Genomic DNA, 17604 nt, shown 5'->3' with positions numbered 1-17604 from the left:
GGCGACCCTGCCGCAAGCTCCGCCACGTCACGCGCTGATTCGCTGACCACGGGGACCGCGACCAGCGGCCGGAGAGCCAGCAGCATCATCCGGAAGACAAATAGGGCTGCTATTTATCCGCCATGGTGCGCTCCGCATCTTTCACCTGCGTGCGCAGCATCGGCAATTGCTCGCGCGCGAAGGCGGCGAGCGCAGGATTGTCGGGCGCTTTCAGATAGCGCTCGAGCAGGTTGATGGCGGAGTCATATTCGGGGATTTGCGCGGCATAGAAGCTTCTGACGTAAGTCGGTCCATCCGCATTTTCGGGCTCGACGAGGCTTGCGCTCACTGACGTCGTCTTGCCGGCGTGCGGCTCCGCACCGATCGCGTCCTGAATCTGCTTCAGGGTTTTGTCGCGCTTGCCCGCCTCCTCGGCGCGCAGGGCCGCGAGATTCTTCACCTCCGCATTGCCTTTCAGGTCGGTGCTTTCCAGCAGGCCCTGCTGGAAACGGCTGAAGCTATAGAGGCCGGTGATGACATCGGTTGCGGTCGGCACGCGGTCGCCGGCCGTTCGCTCACCCATATTGTCGGCGAACGCCGAGGTGCTGATGAAAGCCAGGATGATCGCGACGAGAATCCTCATGCATCTCCAATGACCGATGGCGTGCGAAGTTCCCCCGGCGTTACGATCCGGTAAGGGCGATTGCGGAGCGAGAGTTCCGTTCCCACATCTTCTGTATGAAACAGTCTGACATCTTCAGGGATAACGCCGACAACTGCCTTCAGCTCGCCGAGCGCGCGGAAGGGCAGCCCACCCACAAACGCTATTTGCGCATGGCGGCTGCCTGGACGGCATTGGCGAACGAGCAGGACTGGCTGGACGGTGAAATCCCGCCCGTAAAGGTCCGCGTCCTCCGAACGCAGGATGCGTGAGCGCTCTCATCTCTGTGAATCTGCGTGTGAGACCGCTCACGGAATGCAAGCAACCAATCCAGGATCATCCACGAACGGTCGATCGCGTTGATTTCGATTCCAGAAGGAGGTTTTGCGATGGCTCCACGTCTGGCTCTTCTCTCGCTCATTCTCGCCTTTGGCGTCTCGGTCGCGTTCGCGACAGTGACGACGGTGCGGCAGGTGCATCTGGAGAATGCATCGGCGGCGATCCACGCCACGCATAGTTAGCGCTGCGGGCCTCGCGCGCCGGAACATTCGTTGTGCCGGCGCGTAAGCGCTTCAGGACATCTGGAGAGGCGAGAGGACATCATGGCGCATTCCGACCACGGCATCGTCAAGGACAAGCGGGCGGAAGATCAACCGCGCGACAAGCAGCGCGCGCAAGCCGTGCACAAGACGGATTCGAAGGGCTCGCCGTCGCGCGAAGCAACGCGCGATCCCAAGCTCAACGACAACACCAAGACACCGGGCTCCGGCGTGATGCCGGACGATTCCGGCGACGCGCCGACCGGCTAGTTCTCGCGAGGAACGAATCCCTTCGCGACGAGTCGACGGATTGCTTCCGGCTGTCATGCCCCCGGTGCGCCGGAAGCAATCTCCAAGGACGGCCCTGGCACGCCACTGTGCCGGGGTCGTTTTTGCTTGGGAGAGACTCAATCCTCGGTGTCGCCCTCGGGCTTCGCCGGCGCGTGTCCTTCGGGACCGCGACCAAAGACACCAAACTCGCTTGATTTGATGCCTGCCGACGGGTCGATGCTCGTCTCGATGCCCGCGGCTGCGAGCCCGAACTTGAGAAGCTCTCGGACCGCCGCAGCGCGCGTCGGCATGCGGTGCTTGAATCGGAAATCATCGACGGCGGCCAGCTCTTCCGGCGAGAGCATAACCTGGAGGCGCTCGGCGCGAAGGTCATTCATGGTCGATCACGCAAAGTGAGTAAGTTGAGTAGTTTGCTCAACGAACGAGTTTGGCGCGAGTTCCACAAGAGTCGGAAAAATCGTCAGATTAGTAAAAATAATCAGTGAAATCAATAAGTTATTATTGAAACAACTCTGGCGGTGGCGCATTCTTTCGGAAGAGAGGGAGAACAGGCCATGACGGAGGAAGTCAGGTTACCCCGTAAGCTTTCCGAAGAGCCCGAGGCGCCCAAACCGGTGCGTCCGAGCCATCAGAAGGTCATCGAGCAAGTCGAGCGCTGGGCCAACAGCTCGGGGCTGCAACCACCGAGGACGGAAGATGCGAAGACGATCTGAGCCCCACACGTTCGAACAACGTCTCAAGGCAGAGCAGCTGCGGCTCGAGCACGAACTGTCGTGCTTGCCGGATGGACAGCAGCGCGATTCTGTTATGGCGCGCATCGATCAGCTTCAGACTGCTGCCGCGATGCATGATTTCCTGATGCTACCGGAGGCCGCGGCCGCTCGCTGATCGCCCCTGGCGACCGTGCTCCGTGTCTGATGCGACCACCAGAACATGCGCCGGAACGTTCGCTCGCAGACCCGGTTGGTTCACACGTTGGCTGAGTGGAGAATTGGGATGCTGATGCAAGACGAGTTGGACCGCAGCGAGATGGGCAGGTTGATCGGCAGCGACAAGGTCGAGGGAACATCGGTCTATGGCGCCGATCGCAACAAGATCGGTTCGATCGAACGCGTGATGATCGACAAGGTCAGCGGAAAGGTCTCCTACGTCGTGCTCGGCTTCGGCGGTTTCTTGGGCCTCGGCAACGACCACTATCCGCTGCCTTGGCAGTCGCTGAAATACGATACGGAGCTCGGCGGCTATGTCACCGGGATTACCGCCAAGACGCTCGAAGGCGCGCCGAAATACGACGAACGAAGCGACTGGAACTGGGGTGACGACGCGGCAGTCCGCGGCATCAACTCGTATTACGGCGTTCCCTTCGCGTAAGCTCCCATGGAAAGCGAGCTCCGATGAGCAAGGAACGGCCCACCGACTGGATGCCCCGGTCGAGGCGGGGCACGACACCTTTTGCTTGGCGCCACTCTACCCCACCGCTTCCTTCCGCCCCGGCCCCGCATGCACATGCACCTGTTTCGCATGCAGTGGCTCACCGCATTCCGAGCAGACCATCACGGGGTCGAACTCCTTGCCGCAAGTCTTGTGCTGGTGCAGCAGCGGGCGGCCGCGCTCGTCGCCCATGTGGGTGTCGCCCCAATGCACCATCGCCATGATGATCGGGTAGAGGTCGAGGCCCTTCTGCGTCAGGATGTATTCGTAGCGCTTGGGCGCCTCGGAATAGGGGACGCGGCGCAGGATGCCGAACCGCACCAGCTTCTTCAGACGCTCCGAGAGCAGGTGCCGCGTGATCTGGAGCGAGGACTGAAATCCCTCGAACCGGCGCACGCGTAAAAAACATTCGCGCAGGATCAGCAGCGTCCAGCGGTCGCCGACCACGGCGATGGTGCGGGAGAGCGAGCAGGGCTCTTCATCCAGCGTGTCCCACTTCATGTAGCGATCTCCGGCAAAGGGTAGTAAGTCAGAAAAAGGAACTGACTTGAATGATCAGCGCTATTCTCGCTGCAGGCTACCATTCAAACCTGTAGTTTGACAGTTCTATTTTAGAACTATAGCCTCCGGCTCAATCACATGCCGTTCCCACAGGAGGAGGTGACCTTGCCCAAGCGAAACGCGACAGCCGCCGTGATCGGGGCCGGCGATTTCATCGGCTCCGAGATCGCCAAGAAATTTGCCGCGGAAGGTTTCACGGTCTTTGCCGGGCGCCGCAACGGCGACAAGCTGGCGCCGCTGGTGAAGGACATCGAGGCCGCCGGCGGCGAGATTCACGCGCGCTCGCTCGATGCACGCAAAGAGGAGGAGGTCATCTCCTTCCTCAATGACGCCGACCAGCATGCGCCGCTCGAAGTCTGCATCTTCAACGTCGGTGCCAACGTCAATTTCCCGATCCTCGACACCACCGAGCGCGTGTTCCGGAAGGTGTGGGAGATGGCCTGCTATTCCGGCTTCCTGGCCGGCAGAGAAGCGGCGCGGCTGATGCTGCCGCGCGGTGGCGGCAACATCTTCTTCACCGGTGCGACGGCGAGCTTGCGCGGCGGCAGCGGCTTTGCTGCCTTTGCCAGCGCAAAATTCGGACTGCGCGCAGTGGCGCAGGCGATGGCGCGCGAGCTCGGGCCGAACAACATCCACGTCGCCCATCTCATCATCGATTCCGGCGTCGACACCGAGTGGGTGCGGCAGCGCCGGCTCGAAGCGCTCGGGGCGAATGCGATTGATAATCCCGATCTTCTGATGCCGCCGTCATCTGTCGCGGATGCCTATTGGCAGCTCTATCAGCAGCCGAAGAGCGCCTGGACCTTCGAGATGGAGATCCGTCCCTTCGGAGAGAAATGGTGACCGCGGAGCAAGACTGCGGCTAGACTGATCCCAATACAAACTGAAATCCGGGAGGCCCCTACGTGAAGACCGCGATCACCGAACTGTTCGGCATCGAGCACCCGATCATTCAGGGTGGCATGCATTTCGTCGGCTTTGCCGAACTCGCCGCTGCCGTCTCCAATGCCGGAGGGCTCGGCATCATCACGGGTCTCACGCAGAAGACGCCGGAATTGCTCGCGAAGGAAATCGCGCGCTGCCGCGACATGACGGACAAGCCGTTCGGCGTGAACCTCACCTTCCTGCCGACCTTCGCGGCGCCGCCTTATCCGGAATACATCGCGGCCATCGTCGAAGGCGGCATCAAGGCGGTGGAGACGGCGGGGCGCAGCCCCGAACAATACATGCCTGCGCTGAAGGCCGCCGGCATCAAGGTGATCCACAAATGCACGTCCGTGCGCCACTCCCTGAAGGCCGAGCGCATCGGCTGCGACGCCGTCAGCGTCGACGGCTTTGAGTGCGGCGGCCATCCCGGCGAGGACGACATTCCCAACATGATCCTGCTGCCGCGCGCGGCGGAGGAATTGAAGATCCCGTTCGTCGCCTCCGGCGGGATGGCGGACGGGCGCAGCCTCGTCGCAGCGCTGTCGCTGGGTGCGGCCGGCATGAACATGGGCACGCGCTTCATCGCCACCAGGGAAGCACCGGTGCATCAGAACGTGAAGAACGCGCTTGTTGCGGCAACCGAGCTCGACACCCGCCTGATCATGCGCGCTCTGCGCAACACCGAGCGCGTGCTCAAGAACGCCAACGTCGATCGTCTGCTCGAGATCGAGCGCGAGAAGGGCGCCAAGCTGAGCATCGACGACATCCACGACCAGGTCGCGGGCGTCTATCCGAAGATCATGCTGGACGGCCAGATGGACGCGGGTGCCTGGAGCTGCGGCATGGTCGCAGGGCTGATCCACGACATCCCCTCCTGCAAGGAGCTCGTCGATCGCATCATGGATGAGGCGGAAGAGATCATCCGCAGCCGCCTGATGGGGTTCCTGGACGGGACGGGTGCGGCGCGAAAGGTCGCCTGACACCGCCAAACTTCTTAACCACGGCGGCACTTGGCCGCTGGAATTGCGCGTGACGCCTCCTAAATAGAGGTAAATTACCCCTTGAAATAAGTGATTTCAGGAGGCGTCCGTGGTCCTGAAGAGCGTTTCTTTTGCAGTTGCCGTTGCCCTCGTGCTCGCATGGGGCGGCATTGCGCGCGCTGACGACTACAAGCCCGACGAATATCTCGGTCTCGATCTCTCCAAGGCGGTGCTGTCGCCGAAGCGGCTTGGGCCCGAGACGCAGTTCGCCCCGGTCGCGTTGGAGGCGAAGGGTGGCAACGAGGCGCAGGCGCGCGGCGAACCCATCGACGTGCCGAAGAAAGTTGCCGCCGAGCGCGTGCACGTGACCGGGCCGAAGGTTGTTCATGCCAGGAGCGCCCAGCCGCGCGGCGCAGCGCGCACCAAGCTTGCACATCGTCGCGGCAATCCGCTGGACGCGCAGGCGATGGACACCCGCATCCAGACCTGGCCGTGCCGCACCGGCGGCATCTGCAACTGGAAGCACTAGCCGGATCTCTCGCGTCATCCGGGCGTCGCAAAACCGTAGGCGCGGAGTCAAGAAACCGTCAGGATAGGAGTCAAGGAGCGCAGGCACCTTCCGTCGTGATTCGACGAAGGTTTCCTGAATGGCAACGCTCCGCGCCTCGCGCGCATGGACCCGGCGGCAGTTCCTGGTCCGCTCGACTTCAAGCCTCGCCGTTGCCGCGCTCGGCACACTCGCAAAGCCATCCATCAGCCGCGCCGCCGATCGCCCGCAGATCGCGGGTGGCATTCAGTCCGGCGATGTCTCGGATGGCTCCGCCGTGATCTGGGCGCGCGCCGACCGGCCCGCGCGGATGCAGGTGGAATGCGCGACCGTCGAGAGTTTCAAGACGATCATGGCGTCAGCTTCGCGCGACGCGCTGCCCGATGCCGACTTCACCGCAAAACTGCTGCTGAACGATCTGCCGTCCGGGCAGGACATCTTCTATCGCGTGCGCTTCGACGACATCGCCACCGGCATTGCCGGCGAAAGCCGCGTCGGCCATTTCCGCACAGCGCCGGCCGCAGGGCAATCGATCTCGTTCGTGTGGTCAGGCGACGTCGCGGGGCAGGGCTGGGGCATCGACATCTCGCGCGGCGGCTATCGCAGCTATCGCACCATGCTCGACAATCGCCCGGACTTCTTCATCCACTCCGGCGATCACATCTACGCCGACTGCACGATTCCCTCTGAGCAGAAGCTGCCGAACGGCGAGACCTGGCGCAATCTGGTGACCGAGGAAAAAGCCGAGGCCGCGCACACGCTGGCGCAATTCCGCGGCAACTACAAATACAACCATCTCGACGAGCATTTTCGCGCGTTCCATGCGGAGGTGCCGATGTTCGCACAGTGGGACGACCACGAGGTCACCAACGACTGGTCGCCGACCGGCAGCTATGACGACGCCGGCTATGAGGACGACGGCACGCCGCGCCTGGTCGCGCGCGCCCGCCGTGCCTTCTTCGATTTCATGCCGATCCGCGACGTCGGCGCGCGACAGGGCCGCGTCTATCGCAAGATCGCTTACGGTCCGCTGCTCGACGTCTTCATGATCGACATGCGCAGCTACCGTGACGACAGTTGGAACAAGGGCGAGGACCATCGCGGCTGGATTCTCGGTGCCGAGCAGCTCGCCTGGCTGAAGCGGGAGCTTGCCGCTTCGCGTGCGACCTGGAAGGTGATCGCGGCCGACCTGCCGATCGGCCTCGTCAGTCTCGATGCCGTCGCGCTCGGCAATGGAGCGCCCGATCGGCGTGAGCATGAAATTGCCGACCTCCTCAGCTCCATCAAGCGCGCCGGCATCCGCAACATCGTCTGGCTCACCGCCGACATGCACTACACCGCCGCGCATTATTACGATCCGAACAAGGCGCAATTCCAGGATTTTGAGCCGTTCTGGGAGTTCGTCTCCGGCCCGCTCCATGCCGGCACCTGGGGTCCGGGCGAGCTCGACAATACGTTTGGCCCGGTCGCGATGTACCAGAACGGCTGCAGCGAGGCGCAGGGGGAGAACCTCGCGCCGTGCTTCGGCCTGCAGTTCTTCGGCAGGGTCGATATCGACGGTGCGAGCGGCGTGATGACCGTGACCTTGAAAGACGTCGACAACCGCGACCTCTGGTCGGTCGACATCGTGCCGCAGCCGCAGGCGCGCCCGGCCGTGGTCGCGCAGCATTCGTGAGTGGGCAACTCTCTCCGTCGTCATGGCCGGGCTTGACCCGGCCATCCACGCCCTGCTGCTCGGCCCTGAGAACGTCGATGCCCGGGCATAGGCGAGCGGAAGCGACGCCGTCCTTCGGACGGCTATGCCCGGGCATGACGGTGGGGACGGATCGCGCATCCCAGCACTAACCCGATCTTGATTGGCCGCCTCGCGTCTCCTGCGCTATAGTCTCCATTCCCGCCACTTCTTTTCCATCACCGAAGAGTCTGCCCTTGCGGCCCCACCGCGTGTTCGGCGGCTGAAATACGTCAGGAGTTAGCTCATGGATCATCTGAAGACACAGGGCATCAGCATGCCCAAGCTCGGCCTCGGCACTTTCCGCATGCAGGGCGATGCCTGCCGCGCGGCGGTGGAGAGCGCGCTGTCGATCGGCTATCGCCACATCGACACCGCCGAGATGTACGCCAATGAAGAGCCGATCGGTGCCGCGCTCGCCGCGGCCCGGCTGCCGCGCGGCGAGCTGCATGTCACGACCAAGGTCTGGCACGAGAATCTCAGCCCCGATGCGATCCGCCGCGCCTTCGACGCCAGCCTGACCAAGCTCCGGCTCGACCATGTCGATCTCTACCTCGTGCACTGGCCGTCGAAATCCGCGAACTGGGGCGCGGTGTTCGAGACCCTGATGAAGCTGAAGGAGGAAGGGCGTACGCGGGCGATCGGCGTTGCCAATTTCACCACGGCGCTGCTCAAGATCGCGGTCGAGGACATCAAGGCGCCGATCGCCTGCAACCAGATCGAATATCACGCCATGCTCGATCAATCGAAGGTGCTGGCCTATCTCAACGCCAAATCGATCCCGCTGGTCGCCTATTGCCCGCTCGCGCAAGGACGCATCGCGTCAGATCCGGCGTTGGCCGAGATCGGCGCCAGGCACAACGCGACCGCCGCGCAGGTCGCGCTGAAGTGGCTGCTCGACCAGAACGGTGTCGCTGCGATCCCGAAGGCCTCGCGCCGCGAGAGCCAGCAGGCCAATCTCGATGCGCTGAAGATCACGCTCGACGATGCCGACCGCAAGAAGATCGCGGCGTTGCCCAAGGACAGGCGTTGCGTCAATCCAGGCTTTGCGCCGGTGTGGGATTAAAACTCGACGCTGAACGCACCGCCCTTACCCTCTCCCCTTGCGGGAGAGGGTGGCTCGCCGCGTAGCGGCGAGACGGGTGAGGGGTCTCCATCCGCGAGTCCAATTCTCATTGAATGCGCTGAAGCAACCCCTCATCCGGCGCTTCGCGCCACCTTCTCCCACAAGGGGAGAAGGAAGAAAGAGCGCAAAGAAATGGCCCCGCGAGGGGCCATTTCCATGATGTGTTACGCATCAATCCCAATGGTGACGGTGACCGCGCTTGACCACGACGACCCGGTCGTGATGGTGCCAGCCGCGATGCCAGCCGTGGTCGCGATGCTCGCGCATTTCGGCGCGGGCGCCGTAGCCATGATGGTAGCCGTTCTTGATCACCACCGTTTCGGCATTCGCCATCGTCGGTGCAACGATCGCGAGCGCGCCGAGAGCCGCAACCACATAACCAAGCTTCTTCAAGATGTCCTCCTCCAATGCAATGCACATGAGAACGGCGCATGTGTGCGAACGTTCCGGAGGAACTGGAAGAGAATTCTGAATGGATGTTCAGACAGAGCACGATTCGGAAAAGTGCGAAGCGGCTTTCCGAGCGATCATGCTCAAACGTGATGCTCAATCGCAGCGTTGCTGTGAAGGTGTCGGCGCGCCTGTCGCGACGTATTTGCCGTCCCTGATCGTGTACACACCGCGCTCGCTGCGATTGTAGATCGCGCGCAGGCTGCCATCCTTCGCCAGCAGCAGCCCGAATTCACGCGCCTGGTGCAGCGAGGGGAAGTAAACCATCACATTGAGCAGGCCCTCGGCTTCGACCGTGGCGGACACCACTTCGTTCTCGTCCCTGGCCTCGCCGAAATCGCGCCGGTACATCACCCGGCCGTCCTTCCTGATCTCGTAAGTCAACAGCGAGCCCTTGTCGCGGTCCGGCCGGGCCGCGCAATCGACTGCCCACGAGCCCAGCAGGCCCCATTGCTCGACCGTCGCCGCAAGCGTCTCGGCGCCGGCCGCTGGCGTGAACGCAATCCACAGCATCGCCGCCGCGATCCAGCAGCCCAGACAACGCGTCATGTCCTGAAAAACCCCGCCTCGAACAAGTCCAAGTGTAGCATCCCGCGCGCGATCGTCCACGCGAGCTGGCAATCGCGCGCGAATTTGATCCGCGTCAATGAGGCCGGTCGTATCAAGGGTAGGATGGCGCTCCCGAAGGCGAAGTTGGTGAGACCGATGCTGAATCAAGTCGTGGATTTCGCGGGCGAGGTACTGCCGGGGAGCTGTGCCGTGCCGCCTTATTCCGAGACCGCGTTCCTGGCCGAGCTGGGCGAGCGCTTGAGGTCCTCGCGCGCGCGGTGCGAGATGTCGCGCCGGGAGCTGGCCCGCCGCTCCGGGATTTCCGAGCGCTACATCGCCCAGATCGAGGCCGGCAAGGGCAACGTCTCGATCGTGCTGCTGCTGCGGCTGGCCTCCGCGATCCACGGCAGCCAGCCTCAGGTGGCCTAGAGCGAGCCTTAGGCGCGCTTCTCCACGTTGGCGCTGCGGGCCGGCACGCCGAACTCCTTGCGGCAGACCTCGGCCAGCACGGCGACGCCCTCACGGATCTGCTGATGCGAGGGGCTCGCAAAGCACAGCCTGAGCCGCGAGGAGGAATGGGGCTTGTTGGTCGACCATTCCGGCCCCGGATTGATCGAGACTCCGGCGGCGAGCGCGGCCTGATAGAGTTTCAGCGTATCGACCTGGTCGGGCAGCTTGACCCACAGGAAGATGCCGCCCTTGGGCTCCTCGAACTCGGCCGCCGTCCCGAACTGCTCGTTCAGCGCCTCCATCAGCGTATCGAGCTTGGTGCGCAGCGCCTTCGTCAGTGCCGGTACGTGGGTCGAAAAGTGCGGCTTGCAATAGGCGGCCAGCACCATCTGCTCCAGCGCGCCTGAGCCTGCATCCGTCTTCAGCGCCAGCATCCGCGACATCACATCCCAGGGCGCGACGATGAAGCCGACGCGCAGCGCCGGTGCGATCGATTTCGAGAACGAGCCGATATGGATCACGCCGCCGTTCGGGCTCATCGCGTGGATCGCCGGCGGTCGCTGTCCCGACCAGACGAGATCGGCGTAGCAATCGTCCTCGAAGATGGGCACGCCATATTCGGCCGCGAGCCGTACCAGTTCAGCGCGGCGGCTCTCCGGCATGATGCTGCCGGTGGGATTCTGCACGGTCGGGATGGTGTAAATGTACTTGGGCCGGATGCCGCGGCTCTTCAAATCGGCCAGCGTCGAGGCCAGCACATCCATACGCATGCCGTCCTTGTCGAGGGGGATGCCGACGACGTTGACCCCGAGCCGCGCCAGGCGGGTCAACGAGCCCTGATAGCTGTCCTGCTCGAAGATCACGGTATCGCCGCGTGTCAGCAGCGTTGCGTTGACGAGGTCGAGCGCCTGGAGCGAGCCGGAGACGATCAGGAGGTCGTCGACGGTGCAGTTGATGCCGGCGTCGCGCTTCAGTTTTGTCACCAGGAATTCGCGCAAGGGCAAATAGCCCTGCGGCCCGTGCGCCAGGCCGTAGGTCGCGAGCGAGCGGCCTTCCTTTTGCAAGGCGGAATTGGTCGCCTCGATCAGGCCGTCGAGCGGCAACTGCTCGGAGTCGTTGTTGCCACCGACAAAACTGTACTTGGCGAGGCCCGTCCAGCGCGCGGAAGGGGCCGGCAGCCCTGCGGGAAACAGGGGCGCGAAATCGAAGCTGGACGTCATGGGAGCGTTCCTCGTTTTGTTCTTGTTGAGCGACCGGCCTTGCGCCGGCGTGCCTTACTTCTTGCCGGCCGTCCTCGTCGGACGGCCTCTACTTCTTTGTGGCCGTCCGGGTCGGACGGCCCTGGCTGATGAAAGCGTAATGCGCATTGGCGACGCCGCCAACCATCAAGGCCTCGACCACGGGCTCGGCGATCTCGCCTGTTGCGGCCCAGTCGACAAGGAAATTGGCCCCGGTCCCCCCGCGCACATCGTCGGTCGGAATGAAGATCGAGACGGTGGCCAGAGGCTTCAGCGCCACCTGGCCCTTCAGGTAGGTCTCGACCTGCTTGCCTGCGGTGTCGAAATAGGCGATGCGTTTGACGATCAGCGGCTGGGTCTCGGAGGCGTTGTGAACGCTCAGCGTCACCGAGAAGTCGACACGTAGTTTGCCCTGGCTCATCGCAACGCTGGAATAGGCGGGCACATAGAACCCGCCGGAGACGGCGAGTTCCTCCTTCGGCAGTGTGGTGAGCGAATCGGCAAAGTTTTGTTCGATATTGACCTTGGATTGCGCGGCTGCGGGCGCGGCAGAGGCGAGGGGACATAGCAGCATTGCTGCGAAAAGCCCTGCTCGCATGTGACGAATTGCTCGCTTGCCGCGCCGCAACCTGGCCCTAGGGTGCGGCAAAACGGACCAATTTGGTATGCACGAACTCATTCGCGACATCACTCTCTGTATTCTGTTTGCCTGGATGCTGGGCCTGCTCGCCCATTTCTCCCGGCAGCCGCTGATCCTGGCCTACCTTATCGCCGGCTTCTGCATAGGTCCATTCGGTGCCGGCTGGGTCAAATCGCAGGAATCGATCAGCGTCATCTCCGAGCTCGGCCTGATCTTCATGCTGTTCATGATCGGGCTCGAGATCGACCTGAAGAAAATCGTGCGGGCGGGAAAGGTGATCCTGTTCGCGGCGGGCGGCCAGCTCATCGGCGGCTGCCTGCTCGGGGTGCTGTTCTTCGTCGGCATCGGCTTGTCGCTCGGCGGTGGGCATTTCGATGCGGTCTATCTCTGCGTCGCCTGCGCGCTGTCGAGCACCGTGATCATCGTCAAGGTGCTCTACGAGAAGCGCGAGCTCGACACGCTGCCCGGCCGCATCACGCTCGGTGTGCTGGTGCTCCAGGACATCTTCGCCATCCTGTTCCTGGCGGTGCAGCCGAGCCTCGCCAATCTCGAGGTCAGCGTCATCCTGCTGTCGATCGGCCGTGTCGCGGTGCTGGTCGCTGCCGCACTGCTGGTCAGCCGCTATGTGCTGCCGCGCCTATTCCATCAGATTGCCCGTCGCCCCGAGTTGATCCTGCTTGGCGCGCTCGCCTGGTGCTTCCTCGTCGCCGAGACCGCGGAGCGGCTCTCACTGTCGCGCGAGATGGGTGCGCTGATCGCCGGCGTCTCGCTGTCGACCTTCCCTTACGCCCTCGACGTCACCGCCAAGGTCACCACGCTCCGCGACTTCTTCATCACGCTGTTCTTTGTCGCGCTCGGCATGACCATTCCCGTGCCGGGCCTCTCCGTGATCGGGCTTGCCTTGATGATCGCGGCGTTCACGGTGGTGAGCCGCCTCGTCACCACCTTCGCCCCGCTCTACCTGATGAAGCAGGGCCTGCGCGCCAGCCTGTTGCCGGCCCTTAACCTCGCGCAGATCTCCGAGTTCTCGCTGGTGGTGATCCAGACCGGCGTCGCCGACCATCATATCGCGGCCGAAACGGCGAATGCGGCCTCCTTTGCCTTCGTGGTGCTGGCGGTGCTCTCGACCTTCGTGATGACCCGCAGCGACGAGATCACCCGCTGGGCGATCGGCCCCCTGAAGCGGATCGGCCTGCGCGACCTCGACCATGGCAACGGCCACGCCGAGGAGGGGCACGAGGGCGGCCACGGCGAGGCCCGCCGCATCGTCATCCTCGGCTTTTTCCGTGCGGCGAGCGCGCTGCTGGCCGAGATCGAACGGCAGGCGCCGGTGCTGCTCGAGCAGATCACCGTGATCGACTTCAATCCCAATGTGTACAAGACGCTGCTGTCGCGCGGCCTGCACGTGATCTATGGTGACATCAGCAGCGCCGACACGCTGCTCCATGCCGGCGTCGGCAAGTCCGAGATGATCATCCTCAGCGTGCCGGACGCCCTTCTCAAGGGCGCCAGCAACGAGAAGCTGGTCCGCCACGTCCGTACCCTCAACCCGACCGCCATGATCGTGGCCACGGCCGATCTTTTGTCGGATGTGAGCGAGCTCTACGCGGCCGGCGCCAGCTACGTCACGGTGACCCGGCTCAGCGACGCTCATGAGCTGTTTACCGTGATCGAAGCGGCCCAGGCTGGCCTGCTGGCCGACAAGCGGGCCGAGCTCGATGTCCGGCTCGGCGAGCGGCGCGAAGTGCTGCCCTGAAGGCGGCGCGGCCGCTTTCCGTCCGGGCCGTGTGCGCCTATATCCCTGGTATCTTCGGTGCAAGCCTTAGACCCGCGGGCCGGCCCGCCATCAGGCATATGCGGTTGCGTCCAGGACACTAGCGCTTGGGGCCAAGTCCGGCTAAGGCGTCCGGCGAAGCCTCCCGGCCATAACCGATAGAGATTGGGAAATGCCCGATAACGTTCAGGAAGTCTTGCAGGCCTTTGCCCGGGGTGAGCTCGTGGTCGTCACCGACGACGAGGACCGCGAGGGCGAGGGCGATCTGATCGTCGCCGCCTCGCTCTGTACCGCCGAGAAGATGGCGTTCATCATCCGCCATACCTCCGGCATCGTCTGCGCGCCGGTGACCACCGAGGACGCGCGCCGCCTCCGGCTCGATCCGATGGTGGCCCACAACGATTCCGCGCACACCACCGCATTCACGGTCTCGATCGACTACAAGCCCGACGGCGGCACCGGCATCTCGGCCGAAGAGCGCGCCTCGTGCTGCCGCGCGCTGTCCAATCCCAATGTCGGCGCCAACGATTTTGCCCGCCCGGGCCACATCTTCCCGCTGATTGCCAAGGACGGCGGCGTGCTCTTGCGCTCCGGCCATACCGAGGCCGCGGTCGACCTGTGCAAGCTCTCCGGCCTGCCGCCGGTCGGCGTCATCAGCGAACTCATGAACGACGACGGCAGCGTGATGAAGGGCGAGCAGGTCGCCCGCTTTGCGGCCCAGCACAAGCTCAAGCATGTCACCATCGCCGACATGATCGCCTACCGCCAGGTGCGCGAGAAGCTGATCGAGCGGGTCTCGACCTTCGTCACCGACAGCCCGATCGGGCCGCTTCAGGGCTATGCCTACCGCTCGCCGTTCGATTCCATCGCCCACGTCGCGTTCGTCTATAACGGCGTCGGCGACGGCAAGAACGTGCTGACGCGCTTCCACAAGCCCAACATCGTCAAGGACATCTTCACCGGCCATAAGCGCATGGCGGCAGTGCTCGAGCACTTCAAGAAGTCCGGCCGTGGCGTCTTGGTTTACCTGCGTGACGGAGCCGCCGGTGTCCCCGTTGCCCCGCTACCCGATGAGAGCGCGAGCGAGGCGGACCGCAACCGCCAGTGGCGCGAGGTCGGTGTCGGCGCGCAGATCCTGCGCGATCTCGGCGTCACCTCGATCCGCCACCTCACCTCGTCGGTGCACGACTACAAGGGCCTGTCAGGCTTCGGCATCGAGATCGTTGCCAACGAGCAGCTTGAAAGCTAGCGCTGTCATTCCGGGGGCGCGCGCTGCGCATCCCCGGGGTCCACGCAGAGCCATCCATCTGCAACGCAATTGCACTTGTTGCCGCGGCGCTTTACTTTGTCGGGCAAATTTTGACGGAACCAGACGAAAGGACGTTTCATGAGCGTGCGCCCTCAGACCAAGGACAAGCCGGCTGCGGCTTCTTTCCAATGGGACGATCCGTTCCTGCTCGACGAGCAGCTCACCGAAGACGAGCGGATGGTGCGCGACACCGCGCGCGCCTATGCTCAGGACAAGCTGCTGCCGCGCGTCACCAAGGCGTATCTCGAGGAGAAGACCGACCGCGAGATCTTCAACGAGATGGGCGAGCTCGGCCTGATCGGCATTACGCTGCCTGAGGAATATGGCTGTGCCAATGCGAGCTACGTCGCCTACGGCCTCGTCGCGCGCGAGATCGAGCGGGTCGATTCCGGCTATCGTTCGATGAACTCGGTGCAGTCCTCGCTGGTGATGTACCCGATCTACGCCTATGGCGACGAGAACCAGCGCAAGAAGTACCTGCCGAAGCTCGCCAGCGGCGAGTGGGTCGGCTGCTTCGGTCTCACCGAGCCCGACGCCGGCTCCGATCCGGCCGGCATGAAGACCCGCGCCGAGAAGGTCTCGGATGGCTATCGCCTGACCGGCAGCAAGATGTGGATCTCGAACGCGCCGATCGCCGACGTGTTCGTGGTCTGGGCCAAGTCGGCCGAGCACGACAACCAGATCCGCGGCTTCGTGCTGGAAAAGGGCATGAAGGGCCTCTCCGCGCCGAAGATCGGCGGCAAGCTGTCCCTGCGCGCCTCGATCACCGGTGAGGTCGTGATGGACGGCGTCGTGGTTCCCGAGGACGCGCTGCTGCCCAACGTGTCCGGCCTCAAGGGCCCGTTCGGCTGCCTCAACCGCGCCCGCTACGGCATCTCCTGGGGCGCGCTCGGCGCCGCCGAGGACTGCATGCACCGCGCCCGCCAGTACACGCTCGACCGCAAGCAGTTCGGCAAGCCGCTCGCCGCGACCCAGCTCGTGCAGAAGAAGCTGGCGGACATGGAAACCGAGATCGCGCTGGGCCTCCAGGGTTCGCTTCGCGTCGGCCGTCTGATGGACGAGGGCAAGTTTGCCCCCGAGATGATCTCGATCATGAAGCGCAACAATTGCGGCAAGGCCCTCGATATCGCCCGCGTCGCGCGAGACATGCACGGTGGCAACGGCATCTCGGCCGAGTACCACGTGATGCGCCACGTCCATAACCTCGAGACCGTCAACACCTACGAGGGGACTCACGACGTCCACGCCCTGATCCTGGGACGTGCGATCACGGGCATCCAGGCGTTTTTCTAGTCGCAGCGTTCTTCGGCCGCGGCTAGTTTGCTCCGCTGTCATCGCCCGCGAAGGCGGGCGATCCAGTATCCCAGAGACCTCGCCTTCGCCTCAGGCGCCGCGGCGTACTGGATACCCCGCTTTCGCGGGGTATGACGGCGAGGGTTGGGGCTGCAGTGCACAGGAAGTCCCATGTCCGACAACGACGACATCCCGTTCAACCGCAACTTTCCGCTCAGGGCCGGTGTCGTCGAGGAAGTCCGTCCCGGCGTGCGGCGCGTGCTCTGTAACAATCCGAGCCCGTTCACCTTCACCGGCACGGTCAGCTACATCGTAGGCCAAGGCAACGTCGCGATCATCGATCCCGGTCCGAACGACGAGGCGCACGCGGCGGCGCTGCTCGATGCCGTCAGGGGCGAGACGGTGAGCCATATCTTCGTCACCCACACCCATCGCGACCATTCGCCGAACACCGCGCGGATCAAGCAGGCGACCGGCGCGCCCGTCTATGCCGAGGGCCCGCACCGTGCCTCGCGCCCGCGCTTCGAGAGCGAGAAGCACAATCCGGAGTCCGGCGCCGACCGCGATTTCGCGCCCGATATCAGGATCGCCCATGGCGACGTCGTCGAGGGTGCCGGCTGGCGTCTGGAGGCCGTGGCGACGCCCGGCCACACCGCCAATCATCTCGCCTTCGCCTGGCCCGAACGGAAATTCAACTTCGTCGGCGATCACGTGATGGGCTGGTCGACGTCGATCGTGGCGCCACCCGACGGCTCGATGATCGACTACATGGAGTCGCTCGACCGCCTCGCCGCGCGCGAGGAGGATCTGTATTTCTCCGGCCACGGCCCGGAGATCCCGGACGGCCAGCGCTTCGTGCGCTTCCTGATCCGCCACCGCAAGGCGCGCGAAGCCTCGATCCTGCACCGCCTGGCCAAGGGCGAGGCCGATATCCCGACCATGGTGCGCGCGATCTATATCGGCATCGATCCCAGGCTGACGACGGCCGCCGGCTATTCGGTCCTGGCGCATCTGGAAGATCTGGTCGCGCGCGGCGTGGTGGCGACGGATGGCGATCCCGTGATCGGCGGTACGTATCGAATGGCGGGGGCCTAGCTTCTCGTCATTCCGGGCTGGATGCTGCGCAT

Annotated in this window: 22 protein-coding genes; 15 read left to right on the top strand and 7 right to left on the bottom strand. The window is 63.9% G+C overall.

What is annotated here, in order from left to right; all coding sequences use genetic code 11:
- Window positions 1–109: 109 nt before the first annotated feature.
- Entirely contained in the window at window positions 110–622 is a 513-nt protein-coding gene (locus AB7G19_RS32800; protein WP_085401311.1) for a DUF4142 domain-containing protein, read from the bottom strand.
- Between the two features lie 95 nt (window positions 623–717).
- On the opposite strand from AB7G19_RS32800, the gene AB7G19_RS32795 reads away from it, so the two are divergent.
- The 3 genes from AB7G19_RS32795 to AB7G19_RS32785 all read left to right on the top strand — a co-directional run bounded on the left by AB7G19_RS32795 (window position 718) and on the right by AB7G19_RS32785 (window position 1449).
- Window positions 718–912 (top strand): hypothetical protein, encoded by a 195-nt coding sequence (locus AB7G19_RS32795; protein WP_085401310.1) that lies wholly within the window; start codon window positions 718–720, stop codon window positions 910–912.
- Between the two features lie 117 nt (window positions 913–1029).
- Entirely contained in the window at window positions 1030–1161 is a 132-nt protein-coding gene (locus tag AB7G19_RS32790; RefSeq protein WP_256376429.1) for a hypothetical protein, read from the top strand.
- Between the two features lie 81 nt (window positions 1162–1242).
- The gene (locus tag AB7G19_RS32785; protein WP_028148231.1) at window positions 1243–1449 is read left to right on the top strand and encodes a hypothetical protein; all 207 of its coding nucleotides are present in this window, start codon (window positions 1243–1245) and stop codon (window positions 1447–1449) included.
- 137 nt (window positions 1450–1586) lie between these two features.
- Here the strand turns inward: AB7G19_RS32785 and AB7G19_RS32780 are convergent, their stop codons facing one another.
- Window positions 1587–1847, bottom strand: coding sequence for a hypothetical protein (locus AB7G19_RS32780; protein ID WP_028148230.1), 261 nt, complete (start codon window positions 1845–1847; stop codon window positions 1587–1589).
- 177 nt (window positions 1848–2024) lie between these two features.
- On the opposite strand from AB7G19_RS32780, the gene AB7G19_RS32775 reads away from it, so the two are divergent.
- Both AB7G19_RS32775 and AB7G19_RS32770 read left to right on the top strand, forming a co-directional pair.
- Window positions 2025–2183 (top strand): hypothetical protein, encoded by a 159-nt coding sequence (locus AB7G19_RS32775; protein ID WP_166350489.1) that lies wholly within the window; start codon window positions 2025–2027, stop codon window positions 2181–2183.
- A gap of 283 nt (window positions 2184–2466) precedes the next feature.
- A complete protein-coding gene (locus AB7G19_RS32770) occupies window positions 2467–2841 on the top strand; it encodes a PRC-barrel domain-containing protein (protein WP_085401308.1) in 375 nt (124 codons plus the stop codon).
- A 96-nt stretch (window positions 2842–2937) separates the two neighbouring features.
- Here AB7G19_RS32770 and AB7G19_RS32765 read toward each other — a convergent pair whose 3' ends face one another.
- On the bottom strand, window positions 2938–3402 hold the full coding sequence (locus AB7G19_RS32765) for a winged helix-turn-helix transcriptional regulator (RefSeq protein ID WP_085401307.1): 465 nt from the start codon (window positions 3400–3402) through the stop codon (window positions 2938–2940).
- 165 nt (window positions 3403–3567) lie between these two features.
- Here AB7G19_RS32765 and AB7G19_RS32760 point away from each other — a divergent pair, with 165 nt between their 5' ends.
- The 5 genes from AB7G19_RS32760 to AB7G19_RS32740 all read left to right on the top strand — a co-directional run bounded on the left by AB7G19_RS32760 (window position 3568) and on the right by AB7G19_RS32740 (window position 8714).
- Window positions 3568–4305 carry an SDR family oxidoreductase gene (locus tag AB7G19_RS32760; protein WP_085401331.1) on the top strand — a complete coding sequence of 246 codons (738 nt, stop codon included), beginning with the start codon at window positions 3568–3570 and terminating at the stop codon, window positions 4303–4305.
- Between the two features lie 62 nt (window positions 4306–4367).
- The gene (locus AB7G19_RS32755; protein WP_085401306.1) at window positions 4368–5369 is read left to right on the top strand and encodes an NAD(P)H-dependent flavin oxidoreductase; all 1002 of its coding nucleotides are present in this window, start codon (window positions 4368–4370) and stop codon (window positions 5367–5369) included.
- A 109-nt stretch (window positions 5370–5478) separates the two neighbouring features.
- Window positions 5479–5898, top strand: coding sequence for a hypothetical protein (locus tag AB7G19_RS32750; protein WP_085401305.1), 420 nt, complete (start codon window positions 5479–5481; stop codon window positions 5896–5898).
- 118 nt (window positions 5899–6016) lie between these two features.
- Window positions 6017–7591, top strand: coding sequence for an alkaline phosphatase D family protein (locus AB7G19_RS32745; protein ID WP_085401304.1), 1575 nt, complete (start codon window positions 6017–6019; stop codon window positions 7589–7591).
- 304 nt (window positions 7592–7895) lie between these two features.
- Window positions 7896–8714, top strand: coding sequence for an aldo/keto reductase (locus tag AB7G19_RS32740; protein ID WP_085401303.1), 819 nt, complete (start codon window positions 7896–7898; stop codon window positions 8712–8714).
- Window positions 8715–8945: 231 nt separating this feature from the next.
- Here the strand turns inward: AB7G19_RS32740 and AB7G19_RS32735 are convergent, their stop codons facing one another.
- Both AB7G19_RS32735 and AB7G19_RS32730 read right to left on the bottom strand, forming a co-directional pair.
- Window positions 8946–9167, bottom strand: a complete 222-nt coding sequence (locus AB7G19_RS32735) for a hypothetical protein (protein ID WP_071917652.1) — start codon at window positions 9165–9167, stop codon at window positions 8946–8948.
- 153 nt (window positions 9168–9320) lie between these two features.
- Window positions 9321–9773 carry a hypothetical protein gene (locus AB7G19_RS32730; RefSeq protein WP_085401302.1) on the bottom strand — a complete coding sequence of 151 codons (453 nt, stop codon included), beginning with the start codon at window positions 9771–9773 and terminating at the stop codon, window positions 9321–9323.
- 156 nt (window positions 9774–9929) lie between these two features.
- Between AB7G19_RS32730 and AB7G19_RS32725 the strand changes: the two genes are divergently transcribed.
- Complete coding sequence (locus AB7G19_RS32725; RefSeq protein ID WP_135216540.1) at window positions 9930–10202, top strand: helix-turn-helix domain-containing protein; 273 nt, start codon at window positions 9930–9932, stop codon at window positions 10200–10202.
- Between the two features lie 8 nt (window positions 10203–10210).
- Here the strand turns inward: AB7G19_RS32725 and AB7G19_RS32720 are convergent, their stop codons facing one another.
- Window positions 10211–11443 carry an aminotransferase-like domain-containing protein gene (locus tag AB7G19_RS32720; RefSeq protein WP_028158083.1) on the bottom strand — a complete coding sequence of 411 codons (1233 nt, stop codon included), beginning with the start codon at window positions 11441–11443 and terminating at the stop codon, window positions 10211–10213.
- 88 nt (window positions 11444–11531) lie between these two features.
- Window positions 11532–12059 carry a DUF3124 domain-containing protein gene (locus AB7G19_RS32715; RefSeq protein WP_085401301.1) on the bottom strand — a complete coding sequence of 176 codons (528 nt, stop codon included), beginning with the start codon at window positions 12057–12059 and terminating at the stop codon, window positions 11532–11534.
- Between the two features lie 67 nt (window positions 12060–12126).
- Here AB7G19_RS32715 and AB7G19_RS32710 point away from each other — a divergent pair, with 67 nt between their 5' ends.
- From AB7G19_RS32710 to AB7G19_RS32695, 4 genes are all read left to right on the top strand, one after another.
- Window positions 12127–13857 carry a cation:proton antiporter gene (locus AB7G19_RS32710; RefSeq protein ID WP_085401300.1) on the top strand — a complete coding sequence of 577 codons (1731 nt, stop codon included), beginning with the start codon at window positions 12127–12129 and terminating at the stop codon, window positions 13855–13857.
- Between the two features lie 190 nt (window positions 13858–14047).
- Window positions 14048–15124 (top strand): 3,4-dihydroxy-2-butanone-4-phosphate synthase, encoded by a 1077-nt coding sequence (ribB, locus tag AB7G19_RS32705; RefSeq protein ID WP_028148219.1) that lies wholly within the window; start codon window positions 14048–14050, stop codon window positions 15122–15124.
- Between the two features lie 138 nt (window positions 15125–15262).
- A complete protein-coding gene (locus AB7G19_RS32700) occupies window positions 15263–16477 on the top strand; it encodes an acyl-CoA dehydrogenase (protein WP_028148218.1) in 1215 nt (404 codons plus the stop codon).
- Window positions 16478–16648: 171 nt separating this feature from the next.
- Window positions 16649–17572: an MBL fold metallo-hydrolase gene (locus AB7G19_RS32695; RefSeq protein ID WP_167768286.1), complete on the top strand. Its 924-nt coding sequence runs from the start codon at window positions 16649–16651 to the stop codon at window positions 17570–17572.
- Window positions 17573–17604: the final 32 nt, after the last annotated feature.

Source organism: Bradyrhizobium sp. 215_C5_N1_1 (assembly GCF_052075935.1).
Taxonomy (GTDB): Bacteria; Pseudomonadota; Alphaproteobacteria; order Rhizobiales; family Xanthobacteraceae; genus Bradyrhizobium; species Bradyrhizobium barranii.
The sequence above is the reverse complement of the archived record's forward strand: the minus strand, read 5'-3'. Positions and strand labels throughout refer to the sequence as shown.